Origin of the sequence: Vibrio sp. B181a (assembly GCF_030248375.1) — a bacterium.
Lineage (GTDB): Bacteria > Pseudomonadota > Gammaproteobacteria > Enterobacterales > Vibrionaceae > Vibrio > Vibrio campbellii.
The window spans coordinates 26,380-44,840 of the sequence record NZ_JAHGAD010000024.1 but is presented as its reverse complement, the minus strand read 5'-3'; the positions used below and the strand labels follow the sequence as shown (position 1 = coordinate 44,840).

Sequence of the window (18,461 nt, the reverse complement as noted above, 5' to 3'; positions counted from 1 at the left end):
TCTCAGGATGTGATCTCGGACGTTATCAACTTGTTAACGGTTGCTATACTTATTTGGCCATAAACAAAGGAAAAATAAGGACGTTCAATGTTAAAGCTCAAGCAAATTGCTGTCGCGGCTTCTCTGGCTGCACTAAGTACAAGTTTTTCAGTTTCTGCTAAAGATACGTTCGTGACCATTGGTACGGGCGGTGTAACTGGTGTGTACTACCCAACGGGTGGTGCAATTTGTCGTTTGGTAAATAAGTCACGTGCTGACCATAACATTCGTTGTTCGGTAGAAAGTACCGGTGGTTCTATCTACAACATCAATACTATTCGCGCAGGTGAGCTAGACCTTGGTATCGCTCAGTCAGACTGGCAGTACCATGCTTACAACGGTACGAGTAAGTTCGAAGATAAAGGACCATTCAAAGAGCTTCGTGCTGTGTTCTCCGTTCACCCAGAACCGTTCACCGTTGTGGCTCGTAAAGATGCAAACATTAAATCGTTTGATGATTTGAAAGGTAAACGCGTTAATATCGGTAACCCTGGCTCTGGTCAACGCGGCACGATGGAAGTGCTAATGAAAGAGTACGGCTGGACGAATGATGACTTCAAATTGGTGTCTGAGCTGAAAGCATCCGAACAGTCTAAAGCGTTATGTGATAACAAGATAGATGCGATGATCTACACAGTGGGTCACCCAAGTGGTGCGATTAAAGAAGCAACCACATCGTGTGACAGCAACATCGTGACTGTTGCAGGCAAGCAAGTAGATAAACTTGTCGCAGACAACAGCTTCTACCGCATTGCAAATGTACCGGGTGGTATGTACCGCGGTTCAGAAAGCGATGTACAAACCTTTGGTGTGGGTGCAACGTTTGTTTCTTCAACGGCAGTGCCAGATGAAGTAGTTTACAACGTCGTGAAAGCGGTATTCGAAAACTTTGACGACTTCCGCCGTCTACACCCAGCATTTGCAAACTTGAAGAAAGAAGAAATGGTGAAAGATGGTCTATCTGCGCCGCTTCACCCAGGTGCTGAGAAGTACTACAAAGAAGTGGGTTTGATTAAGTAACCTCACTCCGAACTAATAAAAACGCCATCGTAATTTTCGATGGCGTTTTTGTTTGTTATTAGCGCTTAGCTTTGGTTATATCGGGTATTGAGTTAGGCATAGACATCTACGAAGAAGTAAATGGTAATCGCGATAGAAGAGAGGGCGACAAAGCCTTTTACGTGGCTGGGATTCAACTGTCGAGATACACGCGCTGCCAAGTAGCCGCCCACTAACGTACCAACCATAACAACGCTGCCTTTGGTCCAATCGATTGAACCGTTAGCAACAAAAATCACGATGGCAATCAGGGAAACACAGGTCGAAACCAGCAGCTTAAGCCCGTTCATGAAGTTGATGTCTTGGTGCCCTGCAACCACTAAATAACTTAATACGATCACGCCTAGTCCCGCGTTAAAGAACCCACCGTAAGCAGAGACGCCAACCAAAAGCAGGCTCAAAGCAATTACGCCTAAAATGCCCGCGTGTTTAGTCTCCTTGGTCAGAGACTTAATCAACGCAGTCATGCGTGAGCCCGTTAAAAACAGTACGGTTGCGAATAACAGTAGCCATGGAATCGCTTCAAGAAAAACAGATTCTGGCGTATTCAACAGAAGGTAAGCACCGACAGCGCCACCAATCAAACTGAAAGAGATAGTGAAAGCCAACTCTTGCTTGTTCTTCATGATTTCTTCGCGAAAGCCGACTGCACCACTGATGTAACCTGCGCAAGAAGCATAAGTATTCGTCGCGTTCGCCATGATGGGAGGCACGCCAACTGCCATTAATGCAGGGAAGGTAATGAAGCTACCACCACCGGCGACGGAGTTCATGATCCCACCAACGACGCCTGCAGCAAATAAGAGAGCAAATTCCAGCAGCATAAAAAGTCCTTTTTGTTTTTATAATTTTTTGTTTCTGAACTGTTAACACTACGCAACTCACCCAAAGAAATAAAGTAGCGATTAGTCCAAGAAAAAAGCCACCGCATAGGGTGGCTTGGTTTCAAAGGTCTATCTTGAGGGAGAGATAGAATGCTTATTGTTCAACTTTTACTGGTTGCGCTTTAAGCTTTTGAAAGAGTTTTACAAGCAGTGGACTGCCAAGTACCAATACCGCAAGCACTGTGAATGTCAGTGTGATTGGGCGTTCCCATAGGAAGCTCAGTTCTCCGTCGGAAATCATCAATGCACGACGCAGATTCTCTTCCATTAATCCACCAAGGATAAAGCCAAGCAACAGCGGCGCGAGAGGGAAGTTTGCCAGCCTCAGCGCGATGGCAGCCATTGCCACAAGTAACATCACAAACACGTCCATGGTGTTGAAAGAAACCAGATACACACCGGTGATAGAGAAGAACAGAATCATTGGCAACAACACGGTTCTTGGTACGGCCAACAGCTTTGAGATGTATGGGATCAGCGGCAGGTTAAGAATCACCAACACAATGTTGCCGAAGTACATGGAGATAATTACCGACCAGAACACATCTGGGTGCTCAACAAACAGGCGAGGACCCGGTTGAATACCGTATGCGATTAACGCTCCTAGCATGATGGCGGTTGTACCAGAGCCCGGGATACCAAGAGTCAAAAGAGGAACGAAAGAACCACTTGATGCCGCGTTGTTCGCTGACTCTGGAGCCACCAAACCTCGGATGCTGCCTTTACCAAATTGTTCTTTTTTATCCTTTGGAGCCAGATTACGTTCCATGCCGTAACTTAAGAAGGCGGCGATGGTTGCACCTGCGCCCGGGAGAACACCAGTAAAGAAGCCAAGGATTGAAGAGCGAATAGAAACCGGTGCTACTTCTTTGATTTCTTCCTTGGTGACTTTCATCGAACCAATGTTACTCAGCTTATCTTGTTCCTCATCACGTGTGTCTTCAGATGGTTTCAAAATCCCCATCAACGTTTCACCAAGCGCAAAGGTCGCCATCGCCAACAATAGGAAGCTAAAGCCATCTATCAAATCTGTTAGACCAAAGGTGAAGCGTTCAACACCGACGCCTTTATCAATACCGACAGTAGACAACATCAAACCTAGAATGGTCATCATCCATGCTTTGATCACTTGTCCTTTGCCAGCGAAAGCAGCCACTGCGGATAAACCAAGAAGCATTAGCGCAAAGTAGTCTGAAGATTGGAAGCTTAACGAGACGTTAGCCAATGCTGGTGCCGCCACAAGCAGCATGATTGCTGAAAGCGTACCACCAGTGAAAGAAGAGTAAGCCGCCAGCGCAAGTGCTTTACCTGCTTGTCCTTTCTGTGCCATTGGGTAGCCATCAAACGCGGTGACTACGGTTGAAGAACAACCCGGCGCGTTGATAAGAATAGAAGAAGTTGAACCACCAAATACCGCACCATAGTAAACACCTGCCATCAGAATCAGACCCGACGACGGATCCAAACCATAGGTGATAGGGATCATCAGAGCGATGGCAGAAATAGGACCAAGCCCCGGTAGCATGCCGATAAATGTACCGACAAAACAGCCAACAATCACCATCATGATGTTCATTGGCATCACGGCGGTGGATAAACCTTGTAGAATTCCATCTAACATAATTCAGTCCTTTCTTTTGACTACCAGATGGTGAAAATCAGACCAGGCTCAAGGTAGATATCCAGACCTTGAGTGAGCAACAAGTAAAACGCGATAACGAACGGGAATGAGGCGCCGAACAACACCGATTTACGTCTTTCGCCAAGAAGGTAAAAGCCCGCAAGCAGGAAGAACCCTGTCGCTAATATAAAGCCGATGTAAGTCAAACCCAGACCATAAAGCGCCATCAAAACTAAAAACGCGATCAGCAATTTCCAGTTGAATGATATTACAGCGCCGCTTTGTTTATCGGGCTGACCAGTGACCAATAGCATTAATGCTAAACCAATCCCAACGTAGGTCAGAATGGTCGGTAAGGTGCGAGCCGTGAAGGGTTCGTATTCATCCCCGGGAAAGAGAGGGATTTGCGTGGTTTGGTAGCCATAGCATAGGCAAAACAACAAAAAGATCATCGCACCGACACGATCACGGCACAGCAAATTCTCTTTGGTAAAAACATTGGTTGAATGAGACATATCCAACTCCTAGAACAACAGGAAAAGACCGTATATGGGCGTTAATGAAGAAGGATTAAGTCATTAACAATTAAGCGCATCGCTGCTAGTCGAGTTACTTAGTGTTTACCAATCAATAAACAAAGGAGTTTTTACTTGTCGATTATCGACAATGCCCATATACGGTGAAATTAGAGTGCAAATACAACTGGGGCTAGGGATAGCTAACCCCATAAACTCGGATGGGAGTTATTGCTTCTTCAGGAAACCTAACTCGCGCATTAGATCGCCCATTTGCTGCTCTTGTTCTTCTAGGAACGCGAAGAACTCTTTATCCGCTTTGTAGTTGTCAATCCAACCATTGCGGTCACGAACAACTTGCCATTCGTCCGTTTTGTACATCTTGCTCAGAGCTGCGTTCCATTCGTCGAGCTTGGCTTGGCTTGTGCCAGGAGCGGCAAAGAAACCACGCCAGTTCGCGAATACAGTCTCATTGCCATATTCTTTCAGGGTAGGGATGTTTGGTGCTGCGTCTAGACGTTTTGGTGCCGTAATCGCCAGTACTTTTACCTGACCAGATTTCGACATCTCTAGCACTTCGCCAAGACCGGTTGAAAGCAATTGTGTTTCGCCAGATAGAAGCGCTGCCATTGCTTTGCCGCCAGCGTCATACGCGATGTAGCGAACTTTACGTGCGTCAAAACCTTCGCCTTTAAATGCAGCTGCAACGACTAAATGATCCATCGAGCCTCGTGCAGAACCGCCAGCGATTTTTACTTTACGTGGGTTAGATTCGAAATCTTTGACCACATCTTCCCATGTGTTGTACTTCGAATCTGCGGAAGTCACGATAGCGCCGTAGTCAGCAATCGTTGCGGCTACTGGCGTCAGATCTCGGAAAGATTGCGGGAAGATACCCGTCAGTGAACGAACAACGATTGGGGTTGAGTTCACCATCAACGTATCGGGTTGGCGCTCAGCGGTTTCGATGAGGTGCGCAATGGCTTTACCACCACCACCACCAGAGAGATTTTGGAAAGAGACATTCTCAACGATGTCGGATTTAACCAGAACATCACCTGTGCCACGAGCTGTCATATCCCAACCGCCACCAGCACCACCAGGGATTAGGAAATGGAGTTTTTCAACATCAGCAGCAAAAGCGTGGAAAGAAAATGAGGCTGCAATGATGGATGCGGCGAGCGTTGGTTTGAGTACCTTTAACATGTTTCACGTTCCTTATGTTGGTGACTCTCTTGTTTTGAAGAGTCTTATTATTTGTTCTCCTAGCGAGGTAGGGAGACTCGCTAGTGATGAGCTAAAGGTTAATAAGGTGTTAACGTGATGTCTCTAATGCGTAGATAAAGAGAATATTGAGCATAAGGGACATTTTGTTCATAAAGTTCATGAAAAAGGGCTCCAAGGCTGGATTTAATAAAAGACTAGATTGGTCACATCAATTGGGCGCCTTAAAACGCCATAATAATGGAGGTTTAATAGGGAGTGACAGCGATGAAAGGAACCTGTTTATGCGGCGCTATTGAAGTGGCCGCACCTCAGCACAATGAAGTGAGCTTTTGTCATTGCGATATGTGCCGAAAGTGGTCAAGTGGTCCTCTACATGCGGTGCATTGCGGACCAGGAGTAAGATTTAATGGCGCTGAACCGAAGCGTTATCAGTCTTCGGAGTGGGCTGTACGAGGTTTTTGTGGGGAATGCGGTACGAATATCTATTACCACTTATTGGCAACGGATGAATACATTCTTTCTGCGGGATTATTTAATGAGCCAGATTTCAAATTAAGCTTAGAAATATTCACCGATGAGAAGCCCGCTTACTATGACCTGCAACCACATAGCAAGAAAATGACAGCTCAAGAAGTTTTTGAGCAGTACGCACCGGAAGAGTAGATAATAATGAAGTTTCTTTGGTTAAAGGTTTTGCTGACCGTAGCGGTATTTGCCGGTTTATTTTTGATTGTCTATCAGCAAGTACAAAGTGGCGTAAGTTGATCATATAAAAAGCCGAGTACAAGCTCGGCTTTTTCATTCTAATTTCTCTAAAGTCACTTCTTAGAAGCCAGAAGCTAGCAATTGTCATAGAATTTGTTCACCTTCAGCTCATCCATTGAAACAATCCCTTCTTCATCGTAAGCCGTGAAAGGGCGACTAATACTGATGAAGCACTCAGAATCCCTTATCTGTAGAAGAGACTTTTCCTTACCTAGATAAACGATGAGCGAAGGTGTCTGAATTGAACCTGTATTGGCAAGATTAAACCCGTCGATCTCCATCGCATTAACGACATTGAAGTCATCTAAAGCTAATGATCCCATTCGAACGTAAATGTCGTGATCTGACAATTTAGCCAAAGGCGCATTAGCAACTCCCTGAATCTTAGCCTTGGTCATCACGACCTCATTGGTGGCATGAAATGCACCCACGAAAGCTTCCAATGTATTGATACGAGCCTCACGTTGCATGTGCATGATTTTAGGTGCAGCAAATAATCCAATGATAGCCAACACAACAATAGCGACGACTAACTCTGTCAGGGAGAATCCTTTTTGTTTCATAGAGATTTCTTAAAAATGGGGAGGTACACAAAAGAAGCGTTATGTTAATGGCTGAAGGAGGAAGGATAAATTTGAGATGGCCGATTCTATTAACAGGTAAAACCTATGAATGGCAGCTTTAGAGGCGTTAGTTAACTTTTTTCGTTCGGAGTTACCGAGATATTACACTCGTTATTTAGCCCACCTCATTGTGGGGTTTATCTTGAATACGCTAAGAAATTCATGCCCGAAGAACAAATTGATCAGGTTGATATAGGAAAATACCTGACTTAGCACGCGATACCTCAAACACAGTATGACTCAAAGCGGTACATCGGTATCGCTTTTTTATATTCGCGAAAATGTGATTTAAGCCGAAGCATTATACAAGTCTATGAAAAACATGTACTAGACTTGAAATACGTATGCTTACGCTACCCTTTTTTCGGTGGTGGCAGAGTTGATTTTAATCTGTTGGAGGGCTTTCGAGCGTGAAAACGAAATCCAGAACTCCCCGTAAACTGTCCATTAAATTTGTCGTTGGTAGCTTATTCATCTTCGCTACGGCGGTGACAGCCCTGCTTGGTATCAGCTTGCAATACTATTTCGGTAAACAGATGTCAGAGGAGCATATCTTGACTCGTTTAACCATGACGGCGACTGACATTGGTAACCATATTCAACAAATTGATGCGAGTGCGACGAGTAGTGCAGGAATATTAAGAAGTGTTGCGGATTACACTGATACTCGGTTCAGTGTTGATGAGATTCAAGGCGTATTTGTTCAAACGTTGATTGATAATTCAGAGTTCTACAGCATCTATTTCGCGTCACCGAATGAGTTCTTTTTTCAAGTTATCAATTTGGAATCCTCTCCTGTTGTGAGAGAGCAAATCGGCGCAACCCCTGAGGAGCGTTGGGTCATCATTAAAGTATCGGGAGACGAAAAAGCGCGTCTCAAGAATACACTTTATTACTCTGAAGAAATGGTTCTTCTTCGCCAAACAGTACAAAAGAGCAACTTTTATCCGTCTCGTCGCCCTTGGTATGAGAGTGCATCAAGGGATAGCGTTTATAAGACGGAACCGTACCTTTTCCAGCATTTAAAAATTACGGGGCAATCATACTCTGTTCGCAGTAAAGGTGCGGTGATCGGCGTTGACACCGTGTTGTCCTCCATCAGTGAAAAAATCATCTCAACGGAATTAGGCTTAAAGGTAGAAGACGGTGCTGAGGCGTTTATTTTTAATGACACTGGGGAAGTGATCGCTTCCAGCGTCAAATTGTTTAAAGAAATCGACATTCCAGCCTCTGAACCGCTAGTACTTAATGAGCAAGTAAAATCGTTAATCAATGGTGACCGAGTGATAGCGGTCTCCAATCAAAATGATTGGGGGCCATATGATTACACCCAAGGTGGTGAACCAGAAGGGTATGCGATAGATGTCCTTAAGATCATTGAGCAAAGTACGGGGATAAAATTTGAGTTCATTAATGGATTTAATTCTAGACAACTGCAAGATAAATACTTGAAAGGGGACATCGATCTATTGCAATCCGTAGCCGGGGTTAAAACTAATTTAGGAGTAAAAAGCTTACCTGTTTTTACCGCCCAATTGGCTATTGCCGCTAAAGATGATGTGTTCATGCCGAACTCATTAACAGAGTTAAAACAGGAAACGGTCGGAGTGGTTTCTGGCTTTGGTATGAAACAATGGCTATTCGAGCGCTACCCCGACCTTAACGTCGTTGAACAACCAAATCTTGATACAGCGAAACGGGCACTCTACTTGGGGGAGATAACATATCTCGTCGATAACTATCTCACACTTGCAGAAATGGAGCGCTTGGTGAGGTTGACCAATGTACATGTTGAAGTACTGGATGCTGAATTACTCGAATTCTCGATGTACATGAAAGTAGAGGACAGTGAGATTATCACTGTTATTGATAGAGCGATAGAATCCATTACGCCAGCACAAAAACAAGTATTGAGAGAAAAATGGATCACGTCTCGTCAGTGGCGTGGCAGTTTTGTTCCTTATCCTGAAGTCTATGAATTAGCGATGCAAGAAGACAAGCATCAAAGCATGAATAAGGTGATGATTAAAGGAGAAGAGAAATTTCTTTATATGACTAAGTTTGAGTCAACGAGAGGAGCCAGTGATTATTTTGCAGTAGTAGTGCCAGGTAAAGTAGTAACTGATGCGGTCACTAGTTGGTTATTTAAAGCTATAGGAATTACCACGTTAGTGATGTTGGTATTACTACCATTGGCGTGGAAGGTTGGCACGCCAATTGTTAACTCAATTTTGGCACTGAGAAAAGAAACCATCAAAATAAAAAATCGCGAATTTGACCAGTTAGCACCAGTCGAAACACGTATCAAAGAAGTTTCTGATTTGTCCGATTCGGTCACTGAAATGACACAAGAGATTCAGCATCACGAGCAACAGCAAGAAGAGTTTGTTGAAGCCTTTATTCGCCTTATCGCACAAGCGATAGATGACAAGTCTCCTTATACTGCGGGGCACTGTAATCGCGTTCCAGAAATTGGCTTGATGCTGGCAGAAGCAGTAGAGAAGTGCGACACCGGGAAGTTCAAAGACTTTAAGTTCAACAATGACGATGAACGACGTGAATTCCGTATCGCGGCTTGGTTACATGACTGTGGCAAGATCACCACGCCAGAACACGTCGTTGATAAAGGCACTAAGTTAGAAGCGAACTACAATCGCATCAACGAAATTCGCACTCGTTTCGAGGTACTAAGGCGAGATGCTGAAGTGGAAATGTGGAAATCGATATCTACTGGTGAGCTTTCAAAAGAAGAGGCGCAAGCCAAGTTCGACCAACGAGTTGCGCAATTGGACGAAGACTTCCGATTTGTTGCCAACGCCAATGTGGGTGGCGAGTTCATGAGTGACGAGAAGATTGAGCGCATTAAACAAATCGCTCAACAAACTTGGTTGCGTCACTACGATGATCATCTCGGTCTTTCTCCATTTGAAGAAATGATTAAGCCAAAATCTGACGTGACGCTGCCCGTGGTCGAAAATCTTTTGGCGGATAAGCCCGACCATATTATCGAGCGCGTTCGCCCAATGGAATGTGCACCGGAGCATGGCATTAAGGTGCAAGTACCAGAACATCAATACAACTTGGGTGAGGTGTACAACCTGACAATTTCGCGCGGGACGTTAACACCAGAAGACCGCTTCAAAATTAACGAGCATATGATCAGTGGCATCAAAATGCTGGGGGCACTGCCATTCCCTCCGGAGTTAAGTAACGTGCCGCGTTATGCTTCAACCCACCATGAGACGTTGAAAGGCACAGGTTATCCGCGTCGGTTGAGTGCAGAAGATTTATCCACCCCAGAACGCATCTTGGTGATTGCGGATATTTTTGAAGCGTTAACCGCAGGGGATCGTCCATACAAAAAAGCTAAGCCAGTGAGTGTTGCGGTCGACATCATGTACAAAATGGCACTGGACGAGCATTTAGATATGGACTTGTTCTTGTTGTTCTTAGAAAGCGGGGTTTACCGTGACTATGCCAACAAGTTTATGCCGGCCGAACAGGTAGATGAGGTGGATATTGAGAAGTATCTGAAGTCCAAATCTTCAGATGCGTAAGCCAGAGAGCTTAGAGTGTTTAAACCTTACAACTTCAAAGAGTGGCGCATTCGTTGCCACTCTTTTTGTATCAGAACCTGGTATCGCGTTGGTAAATCAATGTTGTTAGGGGTAGGTAGCAGTTCTACCGCTTTTTGTAACGAGAGACCGGCAAAGGGATGTTGATCGTGACAGCTGAGTAAGGTCATTGCCAAGGCATAGAAATCATCGTTCTTACTTGCCTGACCGATACGCAGAGAGGGGCGGGTCGCACTATAGGCTCGGCTAACGGTTGTATGTGAATACTCTGGGTATTTTGCCTCAACTCGAATCACACTGCCAAAGTCGATAAGCCGAACTTGGTTGTTCGGCGTCACGACAATGTTGTGTGGCTTGATATCGCCATGCAGATAACCCGTTTTGTGTAGATTTAGCAAAGCGAATTCAAGCTTGGTTATTAAATCTTGCGGTAATAAATCAGGTTCTATCGCGTTAAGTGTTTTGCCTTCCAGATACTGGCTCATTAACCAGTCGGCGTGGTTTTGTGAGCCGTAACCATGAAAGTTCGCCCAGTAATCCGATGCGTATTTTGATAGAAAATCCGCTTCCGCCATCAAAGCCCGTTTCTCAGCCAAGCTGCGTGCTACCTTGATGACGACAGAACCATAAAGTTTGTGCTCGCACTGAAACACGTTTTCGCTCAAAGGCGCTACATAAGTAACGCCACAGGCTCTAAACAGGGTTTGATTGGCGAACGTGTTCATCACTAAATGCTCGCAGGTAATACAAAGCCCGCAAAGAAATTCGGTACGAACGGATTGTTCTGACCTTGAGTTTTAATCGTTAAGCGAACCTTGTCGCCATTGTAATCAAACTCAAGTTGGGTACTTTGCGAAGAGGTTGAAGTGACGCGCGGTTCAATCAAGCGGAACCATGCCCAACTGCCTTTAAACTGCTCATTGGCAATCGGCGTTGCTTGTTTTTGTAGACGCACCGTAAGTGCATCTTGCGCGACAGAATCACCTTTCCAGCTTTGTTGTGTCCACAACATCGGACCGTGTTGATAAATGAAAATCGGTTTTTCAGCACGAATGGAAAACTCAGTCAGTGCCGAGCTCATTTCTATTGGTTTCATCTGGAATTGAATCGCGACGTTTTTCGGGTCAGCTAAAAACAGGGCAGAGCGAATGTCTTTGGCTTTATCAAACATCAGCCAAATTGCAGGATCTAACGCAAAGCTGGTATTTGGCAGTAAACCGGACATAAACGGCGCACGTTGCTCTGTTGAGAAGCCTTTCAACATGGTTTGATAGAAGGTGTCCAACGTGCCATCGGTTTTAAAGAAGGCTGCAACATCTGCTGTGCTTGCGTCGCTGTTGGCACTTTTCTTAAACGGGTAGAAAGCCGCGATGGTGTTTTCATAAGGCTGGTAGACTTCGCTGTTCCACATACTATTAAGGTATTGGTGAGCTAAGTTCATTACCAATTCATTGGTTTGCACTGTCACATAGTCAATCACTTCACCGGATAGCGGTGGTTGGGAGTCGGTTAGTGACGCCAACTGCGCGATCGGATTTTGCGCCTTTAAACCTGCAGATAACGTTTCGTAAGCCACTTTGTCTGGCGTGTTGGATTTGTAGAACTGATCGAGCCATTTGGCCGTGTTAGCGAAACCTTCCAGAACGGAGTCTATTGGTTTCTTACCTTGATCATCTGGTGTCACTTGTTTGTGGAAATCATTAAACGTCAGTGTGATTTGTCGAGCGGATTCCTTCTTCTCGTTATCTTGTGCAGCATCAGCAATCTCTTCATCGGTCTTCTTCTTCGCATCTTTTGGCTCTGGTAGAAGAACCGAAGTGTAGTTGCTGATGGTGGTAAACAGCTTAGACATTGGGTTGTTTGAGGCGTTGTTGAGCACGTTCAAGCTAGCATTCAACTGTTCAGAGCCAGAAATGCTTTTCACCTCGATGCTGCTAATAAAATCACGCCAGTAGTTGATGTAATCGTTCTGGTACATGCGTTTCAAATCGTGGCTGATTCTATGCATCTCTAGCGCACTTGGTGCTTGCCCTGCAATGCCCTCATAAGCGGATAACGCTTCGATAAGAAGAGGGGATTCCACCGAAAGATCTAGCTCGTTAAAGCCAGTCGGTGTGTACAAGTAAGGAACGAAATAACCCACGTAGCCAGGTTTGAATTGGTATATTTGGTTGAAGTTGGAGCCAAGTTCTTTACGCACGTCGATGCGCTTCTCGTACGCATGATCGTTCAAAATGTGTTGGTAGAGTAACGTCTCTATATTGGACTGATTGATGACTTGCTTCGCCAACCCTTCAAGTTCTTGATTGGCAGTTGTCGCCACCAAGTGCTGGTTAAACACATCGTCGAGCAGCACTTTAAGCTGAGCAACGTTGGTTTTGTCCGCTTCGCCTTGGTGCTCTAAGTTTGCTAGGAAGTAGCTTTTGAGCTCTTCAATGTTGGTGCGATTTTTATCAAACAACAGTCGATAGTCGTTCAACAATTCGAGCGTTCTGGCTTGGTCTTCCAAGTTCACATACACATAAAGGTCATTCTCAATGGTGTGTGCCATAGAAGGGAGCAAAACTTGTTGTAGCTCTTTGGTATAAGCCGCTTCAACTTCTGGTTTGATGGTCGCATTCGGTAGGAATGGCAATGTATACCAAGGTTCAGGCTCCTGATACAGCGCGTAAATGCGATGCATGGTGTACAGGTTCGGAATGTTGCCCACCAAATCTTCTTTGCTGTATGGCTGTGCTGCGATCGCTTCTTTGTAACGCTCCAACATGCCATCGGCTTTTGCTTCACGATTGGTTTGATAATCGAAGTCGAGCTTGAGTATCGTCAGTGTACCAATCAGTAGACCGAGCCAAATTAGAGTGTAGGCGGTTTGGCTGAACCACAACCAATTCTCTTTATGGCGGTTAACCCCGACTAAAGTGTTTTCATTTAGCACAACATGAGACATCAAATGCTGGGCAAATAAGGTTTGTTGAACGGGCATTTGTTGGTGTTGCTGATATTGCTCATTGCCAAGGGATTGATTGACCACGTTCGCCAGTAAATCATGCTGTGCGAAATCACTGCCACTATGGGTAAAGTAGAAGCCGCGGAAGTTGAGCCCATCTGTGTATTGGTCACCTCGATGCAAACGCTGTAAGAAGTGCCACAAATTCTGTTTAAGCAGACCAAATTGGTATGGCGCACCACAAATGGCATTGCGGAAATCTTGGTTGAGCTGCGCTCCCAACGCATTGCTCATGTTCGAGATTAACTGACCGATGAGGTGGTCGTATTCGTTATTGAACCAATCGGCATCAATGCCACCATGTTTTTGCACTGGGCTGGTAGCGCCGAATACTTCATTGCGTCTAGCTTCATCAAACGCAGAAAAGAACTGACAGAAATCGCTCACTTGACCCATGTTGGTTAGGACATTATAGACAGGTAGGTTCAAACCAAATGAACGATTGAATGCTTTAATTTGCGATTTCAATTGGTCGGCTTTTTGTGAAAGGGTTTCACTATTGCCAACTAACTGTTCAATTTCGGTGGTGAGCAACAAGCCGTTAATCGCTTGTCTCGGGCGCCATTTATTAAGGCATTGGCACAGTGTTTTTAAGTAAAGCGGTTGCTGATCGTCGCCCATGCTGACGGAAATCAGAATTGAGTGTTCACTGAGCCAAAATAGAATCGGAAACTCAATGTCGTTGCCAAAATCATCCACTTTATAAGCTTCGTAACCCATCTGCGTGATGATGCTTTTGTCTTTGCTTGGGTTATCACTGAGTAACAGATAAATCGGCTGATCGTAACGGCTGGTTAAGCGCTTTTTACCTTTTTGTACGCCGAGCATTTTCTTGAAGTGGAAAGCGAGTAACTTGGATCGTTTTATGATTAGTGCGCGTTCTTGGTCTTGCTCAAGACTCTTTTTCACCTTGCGATTGATTAACCAAAAGCAAAGCCCAGCAGAGAGCAGTGCCACAATGGTCGTCGTGATGACACCTGTCCATAAGAAATCAGGATACGCAACAAGCCAAGTCAGTAAGCCGCCTAAGATTGCCAGAAGCAGAAGGGTAACAAGGCTCCAAATGATTGCCTTTTTTCTTGTTGGTGTGTTTGGGTTGTCTTGCGTCATCGTGACTCAACCTCGCTTTGTTTGTTTTTGTTATGCACCACTAAGCCGTTGACGTTGGCATTCTCTCGATACCAGTTATTGATGGTTTTCGCTTGTTCTGAGTTGTCACATCGAACAATGACGCGAACGTATGAATTGATGTTATCCGCGACAGGTTGATAGTTGGATGTCGGCAGCTGGGCGATAAACTTCTCGGCGTTTTTAAGGTTAGAGAAGGTCGCAAGTTGCACCAGCCAATCAGTGTCCGCTGCAGGGCTCGTGACTAGAGCGCTCGTCGTCTCTGGCGTTGAAGTTTTCGCTTGTGGCGTCACGGCTTTTGGTTGGCTCGGAACTGGACGAGGTGGTTGAGTGGTATTTACCGCGACTTTATTGCCTTTTAAATCGTCGTCAGTGCTGACATACACGATGTCTTCCGCACGACCAGATTCAATATAGCGCTGGCTGTACTCACCAAGCTGAACAAAATCTCGCGCTCGCTGTGGTTTGGTTTTGTTGTACCAGAAATAGGTGAGTGCAACACTCAAACCAATGACCGTTAAGAAAAATAGCGTGGTGACAAGGTAACGTTTCTTGCGCGTTGGCTTACGTGTTTTAGGTACCGAAACCTTAGTATGACAATAGATTCCACCGGCTTGTCGGTATTGACTTAAAATCTGCTCTAAGCGGTAGGTAAAACTCTTTAGCTGTTCGCTGCCCGTTTCGCGGTACTGACCTTTAAACCCGATATTGAGGAACAGATAAACCACTTCTAATAAGTCGATCAGCTTGTGCGGTTGGCGTGCTGCTTTCTCTGCCACAGTAAAGAAAAGCTCACCACCGTTGCGCATACCAAACAGTTCACTGAGTAAGGTTTTGTTTTCCCAACCACGTTTCTCACCCCAATCGGTGTAGACAATCAACTCATCCAAAACCACGGCATACAAGAAACACAGCTTGTCGATCACGGCGACTGGGTAGGTCAGCTCTGCGCCTTTGGTTTTGATTTCATTGATGGAAGCCACCAGTTGATGCCTGAGCGTAGTGATGTCTTCGGGCTCCGGTAAAGTGTTGATCTTGAGCGTGACAGCCAGTAACTCAGAACTGATGTTGATCAGCTGATTCTCGGCTTTATCGAAATGATGTAAGAACCCCATGTTGGCTTGAGCAGCGTTGACCGAATGCCATTTTACGTCTGGCATGTCGGTGTCTTTACTTACGAAGTCGTTTTCGCTGCTGTCCCAAACTAAGGTATCTTCATCCAAATAGTTCATAACTTACTACCTCAGTGCGTACAGCATCACTTCTAGGTCGCCAACACGCGTATCGACGTGCAGCGCCAGTGCATCGCGGTTTTCAATCATTTCTAACCAATTGCGGTCTGACGTATCCACTTCAAAATACGCTGTGCCTTGCATCGGTTTCAGTTCGCTTGGCGCAACAGGAAGCGGCGTCAGTTGCACGCCAGAAAGGGCATTACGCACGATCTCGACAATCTTGTTATTGCTGCTGAGTTTGGCAGCCGCAGGGAACAATTCGTTGAGCTCGGTGCTGCTGACGTTGGAACGGACACTAAGAACGAATCGGCGATCGGACAGGTTGTGACCATCTTTCACCAACGTGCGCAGCAAGCGTCGTCGTTCAAACAATGACGTATCGAAGACAAACTCAATCACAGAGTCTTGTTGAACTAGCGTGAGCATATTGCGCAGATTCGAAAAAAGCGGATTAAAGCAATCATACAGACGATGGAAATCTAACGGCTGACACGGTTCTGGAATCGCGGGTGTAGATGCCATGACTTGCGCTTCAAACTTGCGTAGCTCCAAATAAAGCTGATGGGTTTGAAACTTTGGATTCGACAAAGATAAATCAAACCACGGAAGCCAAGTGTTGAGTGTTTGCAGCCACAGGTAATCTTGCATCATCGACTGTGGACTCTTTTGCCCTTGTCCGGCTTGAATACGTTTGAGCAAGCTGGTGGCACGGTTAGAGGTGAGGGCATGGATCTCTTTCAAACGCTCAACCAATAACTGTGATGCACCATAATGCAAACACGCAGGAATAAAGGAGCGGTCTAGCATCACTTCGCCCGTTTCGCTGCATTCCAATACTTTGGCGAAAGGAATCAGGGTAAAGCCCGAAGTGTCTTCGCCTTCGATTTTTATCGCTATATTGAGCTGTGCGACGTCCACTTCAACACTAGCATTTTCAGAGGTTGAAGTATCAAACACATTGATGGTGCGTGTGAGATAGCGGCTTTGTTCCGATTCATCATTGGCGTAATCATTATTGCCTTGCAGAGAGACAGGCAGCGCTAAGTAAGCCATTTTCTCAATCGTACCGTGCGGCACATCTCTGGCGACTTCGCGTTTCAGTTCGAAATGCGTGCCATCTGGGAACAAACCCGCGCTAGAAGAGACGGAAAGCTTGCCAATTTTAAGTAGATCGTGATTGATCACCAAGTCGGTCACACCATAGTAAGGGGCATAACCAGCAAGTGTTTCGACGTTTTGTCTGACGTAGTTTTGTGTGTATCTGTCTTGTTGTTGAAAGTGCTGTGGGGCAATGAACATGCCTTCTTGCCAAACGACTTTTTTGTATGCGTCCACGAGATTTCCCTATCTACTGAATCGAGTTAAAAGACATCCCACCAAGGTGAATCTGGTGTCACGGTTTGCAATGCTGCTTTGTTACCGCTGATCTTTAACTGGATATATTGTTCTTCTTCCTGAGGCGTGGTTGTCACTACCGTCGCCGTGCTTGCATCATATTCGGCAAATTCCACCAATACGCCGATGTATTGAGTGGTTTTGTTGATGTCTAAGGTTTGTTTGCTGTTGCTGTCTGGCATTACTACGGGCAGCATTTGTTTCGAAACCAAGTTTGCGCCTAATAGGTTCACATCATCGTTGTACAAATCGATAAACGGCAATTGCTTAAACTGCTGGGCATCGGTCAGTTGATACAAGCGCACTACCACGGGATTGGTACTGTTGTTAACGCTTGGGTTAATCGTTTTCTCGGCGCTTACCGCCAATTGATATTGCGTCACAACCGGTGTTGGGTCGGATGAACATCCCACCAAAGCGAAAGCGAGTAAACTTAGCCAAATCTTCATCAGCTTTCCTCGCTTTGTTTTTGCATGTTTTCCATAAACATCGCTTTAAATTGACGACGAAAATCACCGTTGTCCTGTCGATGTTGGAAATGCTTGCGATAGATTTTCCAATACTTCTTGTCTTTGCTACTGAACAGTCCGCCAGACACAAATTCGCTAAATTGATTCTCTAGTTCGTTCGGCGCGAATTCGTTGAGGAACTGATCGAGTGTTTTGTCCAACGCATCAAACAAAGCATCATGTGCAAGCGGTGGGTTGCGAAGGTATTGTTGATTCTTCTCGGTAATCGTAATCAGCTTTTCGATGGAGGCTTCCAGCTCTGACGTTGGAAGGTGGTCTCCCGGAAGATACTCAATCTCCGTAGAACGCTCCATTGCTTGCTGCTGTTTCGACACCTCATCCACTTCAAAGTGATCCGCCAGTTCGTCATCGTCGATGTCTTCAAACGGGTCGGAGGAGAAGGGGTCATCGCTCATTACATTTTGGTGAGAGTAATGAACTTCCGATTTCACGGGTTCGACGATATCTCCTTCATCGAGAAAATCGACATTGTCTTCTAGTTGCAGGTCGAATTTGGTCGCAAAGAGATCATCGGATTGCTCTTCGACAGGCGCTTTGCTCGACGTGAGTGTTGATACCAACATCGAATAGCTTTCGATTTTTAAAATGTCGCCATCGTTGAGTGGGTAATCTTTATCTCTCACCATGGCTTTATCGTTGAGGCGAGCCGGGTTCTTACCAGTGCTCTTCACCAAATAACCTGTTTCAGTGAGACGAATTTGTCCGTGAATACGCGAGATGCGTTTTGATTGATCGGGCAATGCCACTTCACAAGAAGCAGAACGCCCAAACTGCCCGCCAGACTCGGGCAGATAGATGACTCTTGAAGTCACCACCTCTTCAGAGGGTACAGAAATCAAATGTATGCTGATCGCCACT

The 18,461-nt window shown here is 45.4% G+C and carries 14 protein-coding genes; 3 read left to right on the top strand and 11 right to left on the bottom strand.

Going from position 1 to position 18,461, the window contains the following annotated elements; all coding sequences use genetic code 11:
* Window positions 1–87: 87 nt before the first annotated feature.
* Window positions 88–1,059 (top strand): TAXI family TRAP transporter solute-binding subunit, encoded by a 972-nt coding sequence (locus KIO97_RS12065; RefSeq protein WP_050906735.1) that lies wholly within the window; start codon window positions 88–90, stop codon window positions 1,057–1,059.
* 92 nt (window positions 1,060–1,151) lie between these two features.
* Here the strand turns inward: KIO97_RS12065 and KIO97_RS12060 are convergent, their stop codons facing one another.
* From KIO97_RS12060 to KIO97_RS12045, 4 genes are all read right to left on the bottom strand, one after another.
* Window positions 1,152–1,922, bottom strand: coding sequence for a sulfite exporter TauE/SafE family protein (locus tag KIO97_RS12060; RefSeq protein WP_285382684.1), 771 nt, complete (start codon window positions 1,920–1,922; stop codon window positions 1,152–1,154).
* A 154-nt stretch (window positions 1,923–2,076) separates the two neighbouring features.
* Window positions 2,077–3,603 carry a tripartite tricarboxylate transporter permease gene (locus KIO97_RS12055; protein ID WP_285382682.1) on the bottom strand — a complete coding sequence of 509 codons (1,527 nt, stop codon included), beginning with the start codon at window positions 3,601–3,603 and terminating at the stop codon, window positions 2,077–2,079.
* A gap of 20 nt (window positions 3,604–3,623) precedes the next feature.
* Entirely contained in the window at window positions 3,624–4,118 is a 495-nt protein-coding gene (locus KIO97_RS12050) for a tripartite tricarboxylate transporter TctB family protein (RefSeq protein ID WP_285382680.1), read from the bottom strand.
* 228 nt (window positions 4,119–4,346) lie between these two features.
* On the bottom strand, window positions 4,347–5,324 hold the full coding sequence (locus KIO97_RS12045) for a tripartite tricarboxylate transporter substrate binding protein (RefSeq protein ID WP_045416640.1): 978 nt from the start codon (window positions 5,322–5,324) through the stop codon (window positions 4,347–4,349).
* Window positions 5,325–5,609: 285 nt separating this feature from the next.
* On the opposite strand from KIO97_RS12045, the gene KIO97_RS12040 reads away from it, so the two are divergent.
* Entirely contained in the window at window positions 5,610–6,008 is a 399-nt protein-coding gene (locus tag KIO97_RS12040) for a GFA family protein (protein WP_285382677.1), read from the top strand.
* Window positions 6,009–6,184: 176 nt separating this feature from the next.
* On the opposite strand, the gene KIO97_RS12035 is transcribed toward KIO97_RS12040, so the two are convergent.
* On the bottom strand, window positions 6,185–6,673 hold the full coding sequence (locus KIO97_RS12035; protein ID WP_285382675.1) for a type II secretion system protein: 489 nt from the start codon (window positions 6,671–6,673) through the stop codon (window positions 6,185–6,187).
* Window positions 6,674–7,143: 470 nt separating this feature from the next.
* On the opposite strand from KIO97_RS12035, the gene KIO97_RS12030 reads away from it, so the two are divergent.
* Complete coding sequence (locus KIO97_RS12030; RefSeq protein WP_285382674.1) at window positions 7,144–10,290, top strand: HD domain-containing phosphohydrolase; 3,147 nt, start codon at window positions 7,144–7,146, stop codon at window positions 10,288–10,290.
* Between the two features lie 26 nt (window positions 10,291–10,316).
* On the opposite strand, the gene KIO97_RS12025 is transcribed toward KIO97_RS12030, so the two are convergent.
* From KIO97_RS12025 to KIO97_RS12000, 6 genes are read right to left on the bottom strand one after another with little or no spacing between them, the layout of a single operon-like run.
* Window positions 10,317–11,033: a protein kinase gene (locus KIO97_RS12025; protein ID WP_285382818.1), complete on the bottom strand. Its 717-nt coding sequence runs from the start codon at window positions 11,031–11,033 to the stop codon at window positions 10,317–10,319.
* Window positions 11,034–11,035: 2 nt separating this feature from the next.
* Entirely contained in the window at window positions 11,036–14,425 is a 3,390-nt protein-coding gene (gene tssM / locus KIO97_RS12020) for a type VI secretion system membrane subunit TssM (RefSeq protein ID WP_285382672.1), read from the bottom strand.
* Window positions 14,422–15,675, bottom strand: coding sequence for a type IVB secretion system protein IcmH/DotU (icmH, locus tag KIO97_RS12015; RefSeq protein ID WP_285382670.1), 1,254 nt, complete (start codon window positions 15,673–15,675; stop codon window positions 14,422–14,424). The genes tssM and icmH overlap by 4 nt, the downstream gene beginning before the upstream one ends.
* Window positions 15,676–15,681: 6 nt before the next feature.
* A complete protein-coding gene (gene tssK, locus KIO97_RS12010) occupies window positions 15,682–17,013 on the bottom strand; it encodes a type VI secretion system baseplate subunit TssK (protein ID WP_285382668.1) in 1,332 nt (443 codons plus the stop codon).
* Window positions 17,014–17,039: 26 nt separating this feature from the next.
* A complete protein-coding gene (gene tssJ / locus KIO97_RS12005) occupies window positions 17,040–17,522 on the bottom strand; it encodes a type VI secretion system lipoprotein TssJ (protein ID WP_285382666.1) in 483 nt (160 codons plus the stop codon).
* Window positions 17,522–18,460 (bottom strand): type VI secretion system-associated FHA domain protein, encoded by a 939-nt coding sequence (locus KIO97_RS12000; RefSeq protein ID WP_285382664.1) that lies wholly within the window; start codon window positions 18,458–18,460, stop codon window positions 17,522–17,524. Before KIO97_RS12000 ends, tssJ begins: the two co-directional genes overlap by 1 nt.
* Window position 18,461 lies beyond the last annotated feature (1 nt).